At 39.0% G+C, this 16,895-nt stretch carries 28 protein-coding genes and 1 pseudogene; 1 reads left to right on the top strand and 28 read right to left on the bottom strand.

Annotated features, from left to right (window positions below; all coding sequences use genetic code 11):
* Positions 1-6: 6 nt before the first annotated feature.
* The 26 genes from DW677_RS12425 to DW677_RS18810 form a co-directional block, all read right to left on the bottom strand.
* Positions 7-240, bottom strand: coding sequence for a hypothetical protein (locus tag DW677_RS12425; protein WP_117567458.1), 234 nt, complete (start codon positions 238-240; stop codon positions 7-9).
* The gene (locus tag DW677_RS12420) at positions 240-452 is read right to left on the bottom strand and encodes a hypothetical protein (RefSeq protein WP_015544770.1); all 213 of its coding nucleotides are present in this window, start codon (positions 450-452) and stop codon (positions 240-242) included. The genes DW677_RS12425 and DW677_RS12420 overlap by 1 nt, the downstream gene beginning before the upstream one ends.
* A 9-nt stretch (positions 453-461) precedes the next feature.
* Positions 462-1,013, bottom strand: a complete 552-nt coding sequence (locus DW677_RS12415) for a hypothetical protein (protein WP_181968351.1) — start codon at positions 1,011-1,013, stop codon at positions 462-464.
* Positions 1,010-1,606, bottom strand: coding sequence for a hypothetical protein (locus tag DW677_RS12410; RefSeq protein ID WP_117567454.1), 597 nt, complete (start codon positions 1,604-1,606; stop codon positions 1,010-1,012). The genes DW677_RS12415 and DW677_RS12410 overlap by 4 nt, the downstream gene beginning before the upstream one ends.
* Entirely contained in the window at positions 1,599-1,760 is a 162-nt protein-coding gene (locus DW677_RS12405; protein WP_117567452.1) for a histidine kinase, read from the bottom strand. Before DW677_RS12405 ends, DW677_RS12410 begins: the two co-directional genes overlap by 8 nt.
* 111 nt (positions 1,761-1,871) lie before the next feature.
* Positions 1,872-2,444 (bottom strand): cell wall hydrolase, encoded by a 573-nt coding sequence (locus tag DW677_RS12400; protein ID WP_117567450.1) that lies wholly within the window; start codon positions 2,442-2,444, stop codon positions 1,872-1,874.
* 19 nt (positions 2,445-2,463) lie between these two features.
* Positions 2,464-3,387 (bottom strand): DUF6353 family protein, encoded by a 924-nt coding sequence (locus DW677_RS12395; protein ID WP_117567449.1) that lies wholly within the window; start codon positions 3,385-3,387, stop codon positions 2,464-2,466.
* A 1-nt stretch (position 3,388) separates the two neighbouring features.
* Positions 3,389-3,649 carry a DUF3310 domain-containing protein gene (locus DW677_RS12390; protein ID WP_117567447.1) on the bottom strand — a complete coding sequence of 87 codons (261 nt, stop codon included), beginning with the start codon at positions 3,647-3,649 and terminating at the stop codon, positions 3,389-3,391.
* An 11-nt stretch (positions 3,650-3,660) separates the two neighbouring features.
* A complete protein-coding gene (locus tag DW677_RS12385; protein WP_117567445.1) occupies positions 3,661-4,260 on the bottom strand; it encodes a hypothetical protein in 600 nt (199 codons plus the stop codon).
* Between the two features lie 14 nt (positions 4,261-4,274).
* Complete coding sequence (locus tag DW677_RS12380) at positions 4,275-4,466, bottom strand: hypothetical protein (RefSeq protein ID WP_117567443.1); 192 nt, start codon at positions 4,464-4,466, stop codon at positions 4,275-4,277.
* An 81-nt stretch (positions 4,467-4,547) separates the two neighbouring features.
* The gene (locus tag DW677_RS12375; protein WP_242992167.1) at positions 4,548-4,829 is read right to left on the bottom strand and encodes a hypothetical protein; all 282 of its coding nucleotides are present in this window, start codon (positions 4,827-4,829) and stop codon (positions 4,548-4,550) included.
* A gap of 68 nt (positions 4,830-4,897) precedes the next feature.
* Positions 4,898-5,671 carry a DUF6353 family protein gene (locus DW677_RS12370; protein ID WP_117567439.1) on the bottom strand — a complete coding sequence of 258 codons (774 nt, stop codon included), beginning with the start codon at positions 5,669-5,671 and terminating at the stop codon, positions 4,898-4,900.
* A gap of 48 nt (positions 5,672-5,719) precedes the next feature.
* Positions 5,720-6,505 carry a DUF6273 domain-containing protein gene (locus tag DW677_RS12365; RefSeq protein WP_117567437.1) on the bottom strand — a complete coding sequence of 262 codons (786 nt, stop codon included), beginning with the start codon at positions 6,503-6,505 and terminating at the stop codon, positions 5,720-5,722.
* A gap of 361 nt (positions 6,506-6,866) precedes the next feature.
* Complete coding sequence (locus DW677_RS18345) at positions 6,867-7,040, bottom strand: hypothetical protein (RefSeq protein WP_015544740.1); 174 nt, start codon at positions 7,038-7,040, stop codon at positions 6,867-6,869.
* A 52-nt stretch (positions 7,041-7,092) separates the two neighbouring features.
* The gene (locus tag DW677_RS12360; protein WP_054344781.1) at positions 7,093-7,908 is read right to left on the bottom strand and encodes a DUF6353 family protein; all 816 of its coding nucleotides are present in this window, start codon (positions 7,906-7,908) and stop codon (positions 7,093-7,095) included.
* A 15-nt stretch (positions 7,909-7,923) separates the two neighbouring features.
* Positions 7,924-8,241, bottom strand: coding sequence for a hypothetical protein (locus DW677_RS12355; protein ID WP_117567435.1), 318 nt, complete (start codon positions 8,239-8,241; stop codon positions 7,924-7,926).
* A gap of 169 nt (positions 8,242-8,410) precedes the next feature.
* Entirely contained in the window at positions 8,411-8,629 is a 219-nt protein-coding gene (locus DW677_RS12345) for a hypothetical protein (protein WP_054344783.1), read from the bottom strand.
* Positions 8,630-8,707: 78 nt separating this feature from the next.
* Positions 8,708-8,929 (bottom strand): hypothetical protein, encoded by a 222-nt coding sequence (locus DW677_RS12340; protein ID WP_117567433.1) that lies wholly within the window; start codon positions 8,927-8,929, stop codon positions 8,708-8,710.
* A 475-nt stretch (positions 8,930-9,404) separates the two neighbouring features.
* Positions 9,405-9,653 carry a DNA-directed RNA polymerase I gene (locus DW677_RS12330; protein WP_117469780.1) on the bottom strand — a complete coding sequence of 83 codons (249 nt, stop codon included), beginning with the start codon at positions 9,651-9,653 and terminating at the stop codon, positions 9,405-9,407.
* Positions 9,654-9,824: 171 nt separating this feature from the next.
* Entirely contained in the window at positions 9,825-10,241 is a 417-nt protein-coding gene (locus tag DW677_RS12325) for a hypothetical protein (protein WP_117567429.1), read from the bottom strand.
* A gap of 49 nt (positions 10,242-10,290) precedes the next feature.
* Complete coding sequence (locus DW677_RS18815; protein ID WP_006772690.1) at positions 10,291-10,593, bottom strand: hypothetical protein; 303 nt, start codon at positions 10,591-10,593, stop codon at positions 10,291-10,293.
* Positions 10,594-10,846: 253 nt separating this feature from the next.
* A complete protein-coding gene (locus DW677_RS12315; RefSeq protein WP_006772691.1) occupies positions 10,847-11,053 on the bottom strand; it encodes a hypothetical protein in 207 nt (68 codons plus the stop codon).
* Between the two features lies 1 nt (position 11,054).
* Entirely contained in the window at positions 11,055-11,474 is a 420-nt protein-coding gene (locus DW677_RS12310; RefSeq protein WP_117567427.1) for a hypothetical protein, read from the bottom strand.
* The gene (locus DW677_RS12305) at positions 11,474-11,725 is read right to left on the bottom strand and encodes a hypothetical protein (RefSeq protein WP_006772693.1); all 252 of its coding nucleotides are present in this window, start codon (positions 11,723-11,725) and stop codon (positions 11,474-11,476) included. Before DW677_RS12305 ends, DW677_RS12310 begins: the two co-directional genes overlap by 1 nt.
* 94 nt (positions 11,726-11,819) lie before the next feature.
* Complete coding sequence (locus DW677_RS18340; protein ID WP_006772694.1) at positions 11,820-11,984, bottom strand: hypothetical protein; 165 nt, start codon at positions 11,982-11,984, stop codon at positions 11,820-11,822.
* 28 nt (positions 11,985-12,012) lie between these two features.
* Positions 12,013-12,327, bottom strand: coding sequence for a DUF6431 domain-containing protein (locus tag DW677_RS18810; RefSeq protein WP_117567426.1), 315 nt, complete (start codon positions 12,325-12,327; stop codon positions 12,013-12,015).
* 144 nt (positions 12,328-12,471) lie between these two features.
* On the opposite strand from DW677_RS18810, the gene DW677_RS12295 reads away from it, so the two are divergent.
* The gene (locus DW677_RS12295) at positions 12,472-13,710 is read left to right on the top strand and encodes a tyrosine-type recombinase/integrase (RefSeq protein ID WP_117567424.1); all 1,239 of its coding nucleotides are present in this window, start codon (positions 12,472-12,474) and stop codon (positions 13,708-13,710) included.
* A 1,175-nt stretch (positions 13,711-14,885) separates the two neighbouring features.
* Here the strand turns inward: DW677_RS12295 and DW677_RS12290 are convergent.
* Both DW677_RS12290 and DW677_RS12285 read right to left on the bottom strand, forming a co-directional pair.
* Positions 14,886-16,682 (bottom strand): BlaR1 family beta-lactam sensor/signal transducer, encoded by a 1,797-nt coding sequence (locus DW677_RS12290; protein ID WP_002575561.1) that lies wholly within the window; start codon positions 16,680-16,682, stop codon positions 14,886-14,888.
* Position 16,683: 1 nt separating this feature from the next.
* A pseudogene (locus DW677_RS12285) lies at positions 16,684-16,857 on the bottom strand (BlaI/MecI/CopY family transcriptional regulator); the annotation flags it as partial.
* Between the last annotated feature and the right edge of the window lie 38 nt (positions 16,858-16,895).

Genomic DNA, 16,895 nt, shown 5'->3' with positions numbered 1-16,895 from the left:
CATTTTTTACTCTCCTTCCGGACGCTTAAGTTCCTCGATTTCCTTTTCCAGCTTTCTGATACGCAGTGCCTGGTCCTTCTGCTCGATTTTCATAACAACCAAGTTTACAGTTGTCAGAGCAGCAAAGATTGTAAGCTGCTTATTAAAGCTCCGCTGTTTACTGACTGCTCTTGTGACAACGTCCAATCTTTTCTCCGATGACCGTAAACTGCTGAAAATATAAGTAAGCATTTCACCCATTATTTCTTACCTCCTCTTAATCCATTCATGAAGCTTTCAACGGTCTCAAACCGCCAATTCCCTTCATTGTTGAATGTAAATATAAATTCCTGATGGTTTTTCTGACGGATGCGAATACTGTTCTTTCCGTTCTGAAACCAGGTCTCTACTTTATCCCCAGCATACTGAGGAAAATATAACTCGAACCACTTGTATACTTCACTATGGCTCATAACGCCCTCCTATCTGATATTGTCAAGATACCAGTTTGCCTGATACCAAATCTCAATATCTCTCATATCGTATCTGCAATGCTCGATTGTGAATAAGCCACCCTTTCCATCCCGTTCGTAGTCACGATTCAGGAATCGCCGAATAACATCGATGGCATAAGCCTTGTCAAATTTGGAATCATCCATAGAACCTAAGCCAAGACTCACGATCATATCCCAAAACCACTGACCGGTTCGATTACCGATGTCCGGATCATCCATGATGTGCTCTTCTAAGCGTATAGCAAGGGCAATAATCATTTCCAAAACACTGCACGGACGATTATCCAAATAACTTGCAATCATATTATCCCAGTATCCTTGCTCGTTTCCGAATCTATATCGAAGGTCGATTCCATCGTCATATCGATTACCGTCAAGCGCAATCGTGTACGTGAAATCCGTATCATGAAGCAAATATAACAGCTTACGATACGATAAACCTCGCGAATACTCATCGTCACATACGAGCTGGTACATCCAGTCAAAATATGCATTGTTCAGCTCATCCCGTGTCATCATACCTCCATCTGATGCGGCATATCTTCAGCCACTTCAGAATAGGTTCTCTGATCAAGGAGAATCTCGTAATCGCACTTTCTCGCATCATTACGAACAAAGACAGAATCGTCCTCATACTCTCCAAAATGATTCAAAGAATCAATTCCAACAGCATCTTCCACATCCTCGATTACTTCATCATTTTCATCAGCCAGCACACCATCTGCATAGTAGGTGAGACTGATCTGTTCATAGTTCTCATCATCACCAAACTGCTCCGGCGGAATCACATACGGACCGGCTTCAGAAACAGGCTTTTCTTCCTCGTCCGAACCGAAATCAGAATATCGGGTGTAACCCTCTTTTTTCAGACGTTCCGCATACTCTTTAAGATCTGGTTTTTCTTTGTCCGCATCTTTAATACCTTCAGCAACGGTTTTCTTTACGGACTGATCCTTTAATTCCTGCTCACGTCTTAAGAAAACCTCTTTTACAGAATCAATTTCCTCCTGAGCGAGCGCTTCGTATTTATCCTTAAGCAGGTACCATGTCACTACCGATCCAGTCGCAGCACCAATGATAAATGCCAAAGAAAACAGAGATTTGTTACTCATCTTCGTCCTCCTCGTTCCGAATTGTCATAACGGTAAGCGCAAGCCCACCGAAAAGTAAAGAGGCACTCAACAGAATACCTCCTGTGATATGTCTTTTTCTTTTGGTATCCAATATGTAATCCATCATGGATATAAAATTTCCAATGCCATCCATCAGTGATGCTCCTTTCCGCCCATAAGAACGGCCAGACCACTAACAAAGCAAATACCAGCAAATGCTGAAAATGTTAATCCCATAAAACCTGTCATAATTCAGGACTCCTTTCTATTCATAGCTCGAAAAATAATGGTTACCTACTTGAAACATCGGTCTTCCGTATTTTCCATATTCACCAGCCGTGAAGAATATCGTATCTACATTAGTTCTGGATTGCAGTTCCTCTTCAACTAACTGGCAAATATCATCGTCTACAAAGCACTTATCAACTCTCCCATTCCACATGGATGAAAACTGATTTGCTTGATATACAACACCGTACACTGTATCCGGGAAATATACGGAATCAACACGATTTAATATGGTGTCGATCACTAATCGCTTTCCTTCCTCGCATTCGCCCTCAGCTTCTGCCATAGTTACAAGAGCAATCAGCTCAATATCTTCCCGTGGCAATAGTGTATCCTCCACATACTCTTCGATTTCAACTGCCGACACCGTTTCCTCTAAGGGTTGCTCAGAAATAATTACAATAGGATCAATAGGTTCAGCTTTTAAAGTCGGCTGTATTTCGATATATTCATATCGGTTTACCTGTTCTGCCGAGCAGACAAAACCTGTGCAAATAATCGCAAATACGCAAAGAGCAGGAAGGACCACAATACGAATATAATTTCGCATATGTATCCTCCTCAAAAAATTAGATCAGATCGAGAATCGGTCCGTCTACATTGAACTCCATTAGAATGGCTTTCTCGTAACCACCATCCTCAGTTTCACGGTTGGTCTCCAGAATCCCGAAATCAACGAAGTTGTCGCCATTTTCATTTCCTTCCGGTTTATAAACCCAACCAACAATCTGGCTCATTTTGGTACGCTTAATGCCAAGCTGATCGTATACATCGCTGAGGAATAAATATCCATTAGCTTTAAGTTTGTCGTTTGCCAGATTCTGCTGAGAGCGCAGATACATAAGGTTGTAATCCATATTGGATTCATATGCCTCGCAGGACTCATCAAAGAAACGGGCGTAATCGTTCGTAGAAGGTGCCGCCACATCTACGGTAGACTTTACCTTTTTCTCTTTACCGCTGTCCGGATCAGTTACAGTTTCCTCAAATTTCTTTGCTTTAATGTTGTAGCGAAGCTCTTTATCAACCTCCGCACCAAAGCGCTCGACAACTCGATTTCTGTATTCTTTGAAAGTCTTATCTACAGTTGCGTAAGCGGCTGCCAGTGCTACATTTCTCTTCTTGAGAATATTGTGGGATGCAACAATGCTTGCGATGGATAAAGTTCCAAGTGCTACGGATGGAGCATAAAGCCTAGCGACTTTTACTCCAGCCTGTACATAGACGATAGCCAGATCCTTTTTTGCGTCGTCCTTAGAATACTCATCCGCCAGCTCCTCATTTTCTGCACATTTATGAATAGCGTCAATATCCTTCTTGGACTTTTCTAATACGCTGTCCAGCTTAGTGGTTGCATGACAAGCCATAACGGCGCTTGCAACAGTACCGACAACTCCAGCCACCACCAGAATCTCCGGACTGTGCTTCTTAAGTTTCACACTTACTTTGCCGAAAGTCGTGGAAATGCTCTTCATGATTTCTTCTTTTTTCATATCAGTTATTCTCCTCTTCGATTTTTTCTTTCTTCTCTAAATGCTCAATTAAATGCTGCGTGTACCACATGATTTTTTTCAAATCCTGGATACCGTTTTTATTCTTCCAACGGCACGCATACTTAATAATGTTACCTGTATCGGTTGCTTCGATGCCTTTTAAATCGAAAGTGAATGCCTCGATAACATCAATCACTTCCAAACCTGTTTCTGACTGATAATGGCTCGGATGAGAGACCATTTTATCATCTGATTCGTACATAAATATCCCTCCTAGTTCAACGGTAATGCCTTCGGAAGTTTAATCATGTATCCGTCTCTCACACGAATTACAGATGCATTCCGAATATCAGTCCATCCATATTTATTGTCTGTATAGTTGCCAGAAACGCCAACCAGATCATAGAAATCAGCAACGCTGACTAACTGGTATGTAGCGATAAGCTCATCCATTCTCTCCAGAACATCTTCGGCTTCACCGCGAGATTCCAGAATAATATCATCATAATCGTATCCGGTTCGTGTTCTGGTTGTATGCCCGGAATCTCTTCGATCCCGATCATCATAATACTTACGATATGAAACCTTGGATGACGTTGACGATCTTCCTCCTCTTGAGCTTCCGCTAACACCCAAGAATGCTCTGACCGCATCCAAGATAATATCCTTTACCGCCGGAACCACAATGTCCTCGAAAATATAGCTTTTCACATCGTCTACATCTTCCGGAACAAACACATTTGTAATCTTCTGAAGACCGTTTTTCTTCTTAGATTTGACAGAACCGCTGACAACTTTTTCAACTCTTTTCTCCGGAATATCATCATTCTGGTTCTGTCGTGATTTATGGGAATTGGATTTGTATTCCTCCATCTCTAAATCTCCTTTCAATTAACCGTTACCACTTTTCCAGGGAGGGTTATCCTCGTACTTGGAATACGGTTTGTTTTCTTTTTAAACTGATACGCCAAATTACTTCTGGCTTTCTTTTCGGATGCCGCGTATGTAGAACCCTGCCATCTATTTGCAACGCAAGTATCAAACTCCATAACCGGTCCGTCATACATATACTGATTCATAGGACACCTCCCTTAAAAAAGCAAAAGGGAAAGCACCCTGTTATAGGTACTCTCCCTCTGTCTGAATCATCGATTCAATTCTTATTCAGAATCCTCTTCGGTCTCTTCATCGAGATCCATACACTCTCCGTCGACGATATCGTCCTTCGGCTGAGTTACAACCGTCTTACGATTCTCACGCCAGTTCTTGAATTTTGATGTGGCCGGAACGACTACAAATTTGTAGGTTAATGCACCTGCAATCATAGCCAATCCGATAGTTGTTGCTTTCTTCATACCGCCGTTAGAAGCCGCCTTCACGATCTCCTCAGTAGTTGTTTCGATAACCTCTTCGTTGTTGTTCATGATTTCGTTGTTCTCCATAATATGTTCTCCTTTCAGATTTGAAATATGTGGTTCTTCCATAATAGTGTTTGTAAATTCTGCGAACCTTACATTAAGCCACGGAAGTCATACCTCGGACCATAGCCATAATCAATAACCAGACAAGGTGTTCCATCCGTAGCAAGCTGGGAACTGAATCTCAGATCGATATATCCATTATCAATATTCCAGCCAAGATCATCGCCGATCTTAATATTCTCAAGCCCGATCTCATAGTAGAAATCGTTAAGTGAAATATACATTTCATCCCGCATTCTACGATTCAAATCGTTCTCGGCCTTTTTCAATTTGTCGATGTCTGACTTAAAATATCTTCCGGACACAGCATCAAAACATAAAGTATCGCCTTTTGCTGTGACGATGACCTCCTTATTTTCAACAGGATTTTTCTCAAGGCGTTCCTTAGCAACCGCGTCCCTCACAGTCTGTTCCTTTTTCTCGCCGATTGTCTCTACTACCTTTTTTTGATAATCTCTCAACGTTGATTCGGAAATGGTGTACGCTGCGGTCAGTGCCGCATTTCTTCTGGCATTAACGGAACTTGCCCCGATAAGACAAGCTACTGATACTGTTCCCGTAACTGCCGCGGGAATATAACATTTCCAAGCAGTTTTAACGACATCCATCGGCTCCAGTTTATCTGCCTGCTGACGTCGCTTTTCCTCATCCAATAATTGGATTGCTTTAGGAGTAGCTCGTACTGCCATTACGGTAGTCGTAATCATTCCGGCAATTCCAACTCCAGTGAGGATTTCAGGACTATGCTTTACTGTAGCTGTTTTTACATTTCTACAGATCTTAGTCAAATTAGGTTTCTGCATTTCAGTCTATCCTCCATAAAATATAAACGGGGCACATGGCCCCGCGATTTATCTAACCAACCAGAATTCCGGACGAACCCCAAAAGAGTCCGAAGCGGAGCCGGAGGTCGTAATGCCATCGGCGCCCACAAAGGCAAAGGAAGCCGAAGAAAATTCCTTTTTAGTAGCATTGCGGAGCCAGCCGAACTCACAATCGTTTTTGTAATAAGCAACGCGGTTTCTTCTCTGTTTCATAAGAGGAAGCTGCTCATCGCCATCCGCTTCGATGTGATCTCGATCCCATTTATCGGCCCAGCCACAAATCTCTCCGAGAGTCGGGATTGATAAACCGGTCATTCTCTGCTTAAGAACCGCAGGGAACATATTGTACAGCTCGCTATCGATCCACTTTTTCAGATCGGACTGAGAATATCCGCCAGCATTGCCACCATCTTCATTCATCGGGCGTTTGGCAACATAATCGTCGAAAATGAATAGCACCTTATTGTTCGTAACTTTCTGAACTGTTGCTGTAAAGTTTCCGAGCTTTCCTAAAGGAACCATCATTTTATCGCCAACTTTAATGTCTGCTGGAAGGATAGAATACGGATTATGTACCGTATCTCTAAATAAATTCAAGGTCGCCTCAACATCAGCTCTGCAATAGCGAACTGTATCGCCAATATCAAATGTCGGAAATAACGGTCCCAAATCAATCGCATAACAACCCTCTGATTTTCCCTTTTCGTCAAGATCGATGTACTTTCTATACATCCTCTCTACCGTCGGAACATCGATGCCTCTTTTGGTTAAGTTGATAATTTCTTCTCCTAATGTCATTTCTCTTGTACACATAGTACGTTCTCCTTTCAGAATATAAAATTTTTATTTGGTAACTACGAAATTAGCAGGTCAATAATCCACTCAAGCATATCTTTCGCACAAGAAAAAACATAACTTGTTCGTGGATTCACACATGAATATGAATCACATTCATCTCGAAATGATTCAATCACGATCAGCGGTGGTATCTCTGGGTGTTTGCAGAGTCGTATTAACACTTCTCTTCCAGCCCATCTCATATAACTCGCCTGCTCAAAGTTATATCCACGCTGAACCACGGGCATTGTTGCGATAGCATAACGTACAGTATAAATGGCTCTTTCAGTCGGCGATTCCATTTGTCTCCTCCAAAAGAAAAAGCGAAAGAGCCTTGTTAGGACTCCTCCGCTTCATCTTTGTCTCTCCGGGCAAGTGCTTCACTGACCTTTTCTTCAATTTTCTCATCCATTTTCTGTTCATTCACCCAATCGGTAATAAGGTTTACGCCTACACCAATCACGGTTGCTGCTACTCCAATAGCCTTAATCCATTTACTTTTATTGCTCATAATGACACTCTCCTTTCATAATACAGCTTGTAATTTCTGCGAATGACCAGATTTATTCAGAATCCCAGCCGGCATCCGGAACCCAATCCATATCGATAACCAATACTTCAAGTCCATCATCCAGTGTTACTTTGGAATGGTTAAAATCGATCCAGTATATTCCTGTATCAATACTCCATCCAACCGTATCTCCTCCTTCTAAAGGCTCAAGACCAAGCAGTTGATAAAAATGATTCGCCGGTAAATATCCGCTGATGACAAAATCACGGTTCAAATGATATTCCGCCTGAATAACTCTGTTGATGGAACTTTCGAAATATCGATTGGAATAGGCATCGTAGAATAACCTTTCGTCATTCGGATCATGCTCATCAAAATCAAGTGAACTGTTTCTAACTAATCCAGTTGAAGTAATATACACGTCCTTAGCCTTTTCCGCTGCGATAGCATCAACTATCTTCTGGTGAGCCTCTTCGCCGTACAATTCCTTTAGCTTATCCTTATAGTTGTTATAGGAATCATTCAGCAACGCATAAGCGCTGGTAAGTGCTGCCTGTTGGCGTTTACTCAACACATTGGCACCGAAGATGCAGAATATCGTTGCCGTACCGCTAATTGCTGCCGGAATATAGCAGACCCATGCTGATTTAACAGCTTCAAGTTTGCTATAAGCCTCTGGATCACCGTCGTGATTTGTCTTACTATCCGCTCTGATTTTACGAAGAGCTTTTGGTGTCGCACGTACAGCTAATACCGACGTTACGATAACTCCAGCCGCACCAAGACCAGACAATATTGTCGGTGATGCTTTTCTCAGATAGATTTTCGACCTCTGAGCGAGTCTTTGAAGATTTGGTTTCTTCATCATGTTCTCCTTTCGTTTTTATTTCATAGCATGTAATAAATCCAGGACATCTGTGGATATGTCCGCTGCTACTGAAAACATAAAATTGTTATCCGGATTGATTTTTGAAAACTGATTCATTATTCGCCGGAAGTCACCAACAAATGTGATGAAATCTTCAACCGATCCAGATTTCTTTGGATAAAGTCTACCGACGATGTATCTTTTCAACTCATCAATACCCCATACCGAATAGCTCGATTTTTCAAGCTCTTTCTTCCATTTCCAACCTAATGGAAACCACGCATCCATCTGATACGTATCGCATAACAATAAGTCAAGTTGTTCGATAGACATCTGCTCTCTCCTTTTTGCAAAAAATAAAAGAGAAACAGGATGGACTCGAACCATCGACTTCGGGACTTTGATCGTCTCGCGCTCTCCCAACTGAGCTACTGTCTCTCATAATATGCCTTGTAAATTTTGCGAAGTAAAAGAAAAGAGGCGTTGTATGCGCCCCTCTCAGTTAATTTAAACCAACGCTCTTTAAGATGCTCATCAGCTCATCTTTATCGAGTTCTGCATCTACATCCAAGTGAAGATGAGTCTTCCCATCGTTTACAGTAGTAATAGCCTCGTTCAACTGAATATCAATGTTGTATCCAGTCTTCTTGCGTATTACCATCTTTATTGCTTTAGAAATGATTCCTCTTGTGAATTTCGATACTATTCTCATTTCATCCATGCTCCTTTTACTCCTTTCAAAGCCTCAGTTTTTCATAAAAGAAACTGCGATTTTAGCGAAAAAAAGAAAGAGCCCTTGTTAGGACTCATCTTTTGATTCATCAAGTGAAATAATATCCTGTAATATACAGTTCACTTCATTGTATAGTGTATAAAATTCCTCAGCATTTCGAGCGTGTTTTGCTCTTACTGCTGGTGTTTTTGATTTATCACCAACAATATCGCACGCATTTTCATAACACTCTTTCAATCCACGAATGTAGTTATTCACTATACGAACCGCTTCTTCATATTTATCCATATCTATCACACTCCTTTCTCCATAAAAGGAATTGTAAAAATCGCTAAATATCTCGCCGGTCAAAGCAAGTTTCCCATCGTTGGCGCTGTATTGGTTTCATTTTTAACGCCCACATTATTTGTCTTATAGTGACAGTTGGATATAATCCGTCCGTACACTCTCCGGATCGGCTGTCGAAATATTCCTTAAATTTTGGATGTAAATATAAAGAGTCTGTCAGCCATGAATCGACCTCTGTCCAATATGTACTTTTTGTATCGGCACTAAATCGCTGTTGGATCACCGCCAGCCCTTTATCGCCTATCGTGAATAATGTGCAGCGATCATATACAGGATGATTACAAATATAAAGCTCACCATACATCGATAAATAGATGTCTGGCTTTTGGTAATGGTACCGCATTTCTATCTCCTCATAGCAAAAAGAAAAGAGCCTTAGATTTCTCTAAGACCCTCTCCTACTTAGCTTATGTTTTTAATCGTCTGAATCTTCCTCGGAATCATCATTTGCAATGCCCAATACTTCTTCTCTGGTTGGGTATAAGTTCTCATATTCTTCATTGCCTTCACGGCCGTAATCATCTAAATCTATACTGTGGCCGCAGTGGGGACACACCAGTGTATCTTCCCACTCATCTTCGAACTCCATTAAATGCCCACACTCATGACAGATATACTCTCTGCTGAACATTGCTTTAATCTGCTCCTCGTTAAAAATACTCATAGCTAAATATCTCCTTTCGTACTGTCCAGCTCCTATACATATAGTATACAAGCTGTTGTCTGTAGTTCAAGAGATAAAGCTTTATTCTCTCATAATAGCCCTTGCATTTTTCACGAGAAAAACGAAGAGGACATGCATTACACACGTCCCCAACGTTTCAGAATTTCCTCTCTACTTCTTCGTAGGTCTAAAACGGTTGATTAACCCTTTGAATGTTGAAGATGTGAAGGTTCCAGTTTCTTCAAACTTAAATCCTTTATTCATCCAGATGCCGTAACACATCAACGGAATCAATAATTCTGCCGCTGCAATACCAACTCTGAAATATCGATCCTTAACCTGCTCTGCGATTTGCCGTTCTTTGAAGTCATTATCTTTCGTAACGGACTCTCCGTCCATCATACGCCGATTGTACTTCTCATCAGCATCCCACACGCTCTTGTTCTCTTCGATTCTCAGCTTATAAAGCTTCGTCAGATCATCAATCGCTGTTGATTTCTCTTTGCTTCCGGACTGCAAATCAGATAAAGCCTTAATCTGTGCTGCAATCTCCTCACTTAATAATTCATCAACGTTTTTCTCTTCCATTTCGTTCTCCTTTCAAATAATTATTAGGTTCATTCCATAATAGAGAGTGTTATTTGTGCGAAATATAATTTTTAAGCTCCACTCGCAGACGTACGTAACGCTGCTTATAAATTGCATCCGCACCAGACCGATCTAATTCGAGAAATAAATAAGGTCCGCTATCTGGATCTGATTCATCGACCCTAAGCGAACCAACCGGTTTTTCCCTGAATATAAATCGAGACAATAACACCCCAACCATTATTCCGATCAGTAATCCAATCATCAAGCTCACTTCTGCTCCTCCTTCCAAAATGTTTTTCTGAAAAATACCACCCGGCAATTTTTCAAATATCAAAATAACATGTTTCACGGTAACCTACGTACGGTATCTAACCTAGAATAAAAAGAAAGAGCCATTGCTGGCTCAATCTCCTTTACGATAAGCTCTGTAACTAACGCTTCGATTCTTTCGATCGTTTTTAAGATCATTTGTTACGGTAAACATCCCCACTATAAAAAGCAATACCCCGCTTTCAAACGCGATCAATACCGACAACAAATAAATGATAACATTCTTTAAATTAGACATAGTAGTCACTCTCCTTTCATAAAGGGAGTTGTAATTATTGCGTGTTCTCACCTTCGTACACCGTTTTCTTCCGAAGATCAGACCATGTAATATAACGGTCCTTCTTGCATACTGGGCAAAAGAATTTGCTAATCTTCCCACCGATATCCTCAAATTCCTTACTCTCGCCCTCAAGTCGGCTCTGGCAATTTGGACAGTTGAACCGGTATACCTTCTTCACAGCTTTATCGACAATCTTCATATCATTTCCGCTCCTTGTTAAGTAACCAGAAAAATCGTCTGTACAATTCGTAGTAAACATCCTTGCAGCATGGAATTTCTAATCTAGCTTTGAGAATGTCATAGGACCATCCCTCTGTTACAGCTTTTAAAATATACTCCGCCAGTTCTCGATCAGTCTGCTCTGCGACTCTCTCGACCATATCTGTACGCTCAGAATAATATGTCTTAGCCATGGCGCATTTTGCAGTCGGATCACCAAGCGTACTGGTTGCTACGAACGATGCCAAATCTTTCGGCGTATTAGAGTACCCATCAAGAACCGAATAAGCTTTTCTCCAGATTGGATACTGAAGACAGAAATGTTTAAGCTCGTAATAACGGTGCTTCTCTATCCAATAAGGATTCTTTTCGGATAGCTCCGGACGTATTGTTGTTCCCATTAGCGCTTCTCCCCTTTCCACACATAACCAGTCTCCTCGTACAAGCGCTTCGGTGAAATATAAAAATTGATACGTCCGTACTTAGAATTCATGTCCTCAATTTTTGTCACTAACTGACCATTCCTTGTGGCTTTTCCGATTGGCAACCATCCAGATATAATACCGGCCCTAACCCATGACGCGTCTTTGCCGTAAATTCGTGCCGCAACCATTACCGGAACCGAGCCAGTTGCAAATTCATTTTCATTCATTGGCTGCTACCTCCTTTCAACGGCTATTCTAGGTTAGGAACAGCATTTAGTAAAAACAACCTCGGTGGATATGAGCAAAAAGAAAGAGGCTTTGCTAAGCCCCTGTTCTCATTTTGTTAAACCGTAGTTTCTGTAACCGAATACGCATTACAGTCAATTCCTTTCCGATGTTTTCCTGCTGACGATAATCCTTACTTCTCAAAAGCATATCCTCGAAAAATCGAATTTTATTCAGCAGATGTCTTTCTTCTACACTCATATCGCACCTCCGTAAATATGTATTCTATTCATAAAAGCAGTTGCGATTTATGCGCCTTCCAACGTATCATAGTCATCTCACATGGATAATCTTCATATCCAAAAGTCTCGCAAGTGATCAGTCCCTCTATAACACCGGCTATTATTTCCGATTCGTATTGCTTGTATGGGTAAATATAATCTGGGAGATACCGATGTATACATCCGCATTCGGAGCATTGATACCTCGGAACATTCACCCATTTGCTCACACGACCTTTCGTCCGTACAATTCTTCTAACTTTGTCATAGTATTTCAATTTTCCACCGCAGTCCTGGCAGGTTGATGTATTGTTACTGATCATATACCTAACCCTTTCTATCCTAGGTTAAAATATAAAAATTTAGTGTAGGAGTTGACAATTCCTACACTATGATATATGATTACTAACGATAAATCAACAATCCAACATAAAATCTCGGTTCATTATCATGAGGAGGGATTTAATATGCTGATACAATGCCCGGAGTGCGACTTACAGGTAAGCGATAAAGCAAATACCTGTCCGCATTGTGGATACCCGCTGAAACCAGACGCAAAGCCCAAATCGTCTCGTAAACCAAATAAGCGCAGGCGGCTTCCAAACGGTTTCGGTCAAATAAGTGAGATTAAAGGTAGAAATTTAAGGAACCCTTTCCGCGCAATGGTTACGGTTGGAAAGGACAAGAATGGCAAACCAATATGTAAGCCGTTGAAACCGGAGTCATACTTTCCAACATACAATGATGCATACACAGCTCTTGTGGAATTTAATAAGAATCCGTATGACCTGGAACCATCTATCACAGTCAAGGAACTGTACTACAAATGGACACCGGAATATTTCAAGACTCTGAAGAGCGACGACAGCGCCAGAGCTACTACATCGGCTTGGCAATACTGCTCTGCTGTTTACGATATGCGAGTCATGGATGTTCGAGCAAGGCACATAAAAGGCTGCATGGAAGAAGGTGTTGCTACCGTAAGAGGCCAAGAGCAGACACCAAGCGCATCAATGAAGAATAAGATAAAGACGCTCTTCAATCAGATGCTCGACTATGCTGTTGAATACGAACTTGTAGATCGGAACTATTCGAGAACATTCAAGCTTACAGACGATACCATTAAAGAAATACAGACTGTCAAGAAAGAACACATTCCATTCTCTGATGATGAGATGGCTCTTCTGTGGAAGAATCTCGGACATAAATATGGGATTGAGTTCATGATTATTCAATGCTATTCTGGATGGAGACCCCAGGAGTTAGGTCTGATAGAATTAGCAGATGTTGATTTATCGAACTGGACATTTAAAGGTGGAATTAAAACCGATGCTGGTGAAAACAGAGTTGTACCGATTCATCCTCGGATAAGGGACTTGGTTTCTAAATCATACGAAGAGGCTGATCAACTTGGGAGCAAATATCTTTTCAATTATACAGATGAAGATCGCCGCGGTAAGAATACCAAGTTGACATACAATCGGTATAGCAAAATATTCAATCGCATTCGGGACGAGCTTAAACTCAACCCGGATCATAGACCTCACGACGGCAGAAAGCATTTCGTAACCAAATGCAAAGATGCTAAAGTCGATGAATACGCTATCAAATATATGGTCGGACATAAGATTTCAGATATCACCGAAAAGGTGTATACAGCCAGAGAATTTGAATGGCTCAGAACTGAAATAGAAAAAATAAAATGACTTGTATTTGACGCTCAAATATAGGAATAGCGGTATAGGAGTAGTGCAGGAATAATGTATGAATTACCTACATTTTCCCACTTTTTACTACTCTTAACCGCTTCATAATTCCTTGATTTTACTGGATTTTCTCGGTATAAGCCACCTAACAAGTTTCTATATGTATTTGTCAATATAAAATTTTAGTTGAGAAAATATAGCAATAAGTCTATTGTGTGAAGCACGCTTTAAATATTACAATAGTAATATTTAAAAGTCAAGCAAAATTTAAAATAATTTTTCCTATTGTATCTGAGCATAAAAAGTGAACTGAACCAATAAAAACGGACAATGACAAAAAGCCCCCTTATTTAAAATAATAGAATCACATAAGGAGCCTGTGGTTTCAACAAAAAACACTTGATTATATGAGCAGGTTTTGTTATAGCAAAAAGTAAATACACGCATATCAAATAATTGAACCAAAGCTGATTGCTATGTGTAAAGTAGGAAAAACCAATCCGTAAGCTTGTAAAATACTTTTAATTAGAGATTCGACAAATTGAAAACTGAATCAATTACTATAATCGGGAATAGACTCGTCTTATTGCTGGGCTTCTGCTAAAATACAGAGGACGTCCTAAAAAACAGACAGAACCAGCTAGTATCAGAGAATATCAGTAAGAAATTGAGTGCCTGAAGATGAAAAATGAACTTTTACGGAATTTTCTGCGATTAGAAGAACGGATGTGAGAGTACAGGTGCAATATGAGGTTATATACAGACACAGAGTATGCGATACATTATCAATGATGTATCATTTCTTTTAGGTATCTTGCTGTGGATATTATGATTTTCGAAAACAATCATGCAATTTATGAAGAAATATGGATAGAAAGTTGCTGACACAGAAAATGGGTAATAGATATTTCTTATATGTATATATAACAGGATATTTTATATCTGTTAGTCATTTTTTATAACCATAAGTATGTCCAGTTAAAAACAGGAGTGGCATTGCCACTCCTGTTTTTAACTCAAATATTATTATCTTAACAAGAATGTTTTTTATATGCTGTCCACACAATATGGGTAGTTTATCTTTTTGTGTACCATCCTTTTATCAATTTAAAGAATTGTGTTGAACTAAACTGATTGAGTTATGTTGTTTTTTCCTATCTATATGATTGTTACTTTTATAATTTATAAATATTCATATCAGATAATATAGAAAGTGTAATTTCAGATGCAATACTGCCAGTTGCATTATCTATAGCTTGAATATTTGTTGCAAAAAAATATGTATGATTTTTAGATTCCACGAAACCTATAAACCAACCGTTTACATTTTTTTCTTCAATACATCCAGTACCAGTTTTACCATAAATTGTGCAATTAACATCTGAAAATAGCTGGATACTTTCTTTTGTAGTTTGAATGTTTTCTGGCGTAAATCCAAAATCATTAAAGTATAATGACGTTAAAAGTTCTACCTGTTCTATAGGAGAGATTTTTAAGGAGGATTCCATCCAATATGAAGAAAGTTCTCCATTTATGTTTTGATTTCCATATCCAATTTGTTCAATATAAGATTGCAAATTAGATTTACCTAACTTTGCATCCAAAGCTTGAAAATACCAAGTAACAGAAGAATTCATTGCAGAAAACAGAGTTTGGTCTTCATTCCATGATTCAAATGGATAATTCTGTTGAGGACAGGAAATAAAAGAATTTTCTGAAGTAATAATATTTTCTTCTAAAGCAAATAGAGCATCATATATTTTATAAGTAGAGTTGGGAGATATTCGTATAGTTGCCTGTTCTATATCGTATATATTCCAATTATCTTTCTGTAAATCGTAAAGCACAAAACTTCCTTTGTACCCATCAAAATATGATGAGAGATCTACAAGCGTAATCTTTTTTGAGGAAGTATCCCAAGTATAGCATTCCTCCGATGCATATGTGGACAACATAGGAGAGCAACCAAAAAGTAAAATAGCTGTCATTAAAAAAGCAATCAATCCTTTTATTCGTTTCCAATAGGTAGGATTTTCATAAGAAGCAATGTTAAGAATACGGCGTTTAATTTGCTTCATATTTCCGCCAAGTCCAGCTACAAATGGAAATGGAGTGGTAGAAATTTTTTCAGCAAAATTAATCAATGTATTTCCATAGTTAATATAGTCCTTATATTCAAGCATTTTTAATACAGAACTATCACAAGCAATTTCCCTATCATGACACATTTCTTTTAGCGCAACCAATACAATAGGATTAAACCAATAAATAATTCTAATAAGAATCATAAAATAGTTAGTAATATTATCCCTATATTTGTAATGTTGTAACTCGTGTAGCAACATATATCGTAAATCAGAAGTATTATAATCAGAAATCAAATGTATCGGCAAATAAATGCATGGTTTCCAAATACCAACGATGATGGGAGATTTTAAAAAAGCAGTACTGTAAATGGGGATATCCTTTTTTAAATTCATCTCATCTAAACAACTATAATAAATTTTTCGTACTTCAACATTTTGCAAAGATAGAGCGGATTTTTTTAACATATGTAAGCGTAAAACTGATTTTGTAACCAAAATAATCATTGTTAGTACACCTATAATCCAAACAGCTCCTAAAATCAATCCAAATATTGATGATGTATCTTGAGTGATAGAAAGTGTAAAGTCATTCATCCAATTCATATTATTTTCAAAAATTGTTTCATTGGTTGTATGTGATACAATATCATTATTTGGTAATTCTGATTGTGGAATGTTACTAAATAACGCAAATATGGAAAAAAATTTTGTTGGCTTTGATGGTACAAAAGGGATTAACAACAATATAAATAATAAGAACCATAAATTATATTGCATACGGCTAGTTAAAATTTTTTTGAATAATTTTTTAACTACTAAAAGGATTCCAATGATACAGCTAATCCATAAATTACAAATGAGAAAGCGTATCATAAAATCACTCATATTACTTTCCTCCTTTTTGTGACATTTTTGTGAGAATGGAACGGAGTTCCTCTATTTCTGTTGTAGGTAATGCATCATCTTCGAGATAAGAGGATATCATAGCTGTTATTTTACCATTATAATAACGATTTAAAAAAGAATGACGTTTTTGTTGAATATATTCTGATTCGTTGAGCCTATGAAACTTTTTCTGTAAAATAACCTAAGTAAGGT

The sequence above is a fragment of the Clostridium sp. AM25-23AC genome, from assembly GCF_003435125.1.
GTDB lineage: Bacteria > Bacillota > Clostridia > Lachnospirales > Lachnospiraceae > Pilosibacter > Pilosibacter fragilis.
This window is presented reverse-complemented; position numbering and strand designations above follow the sequence as displayed.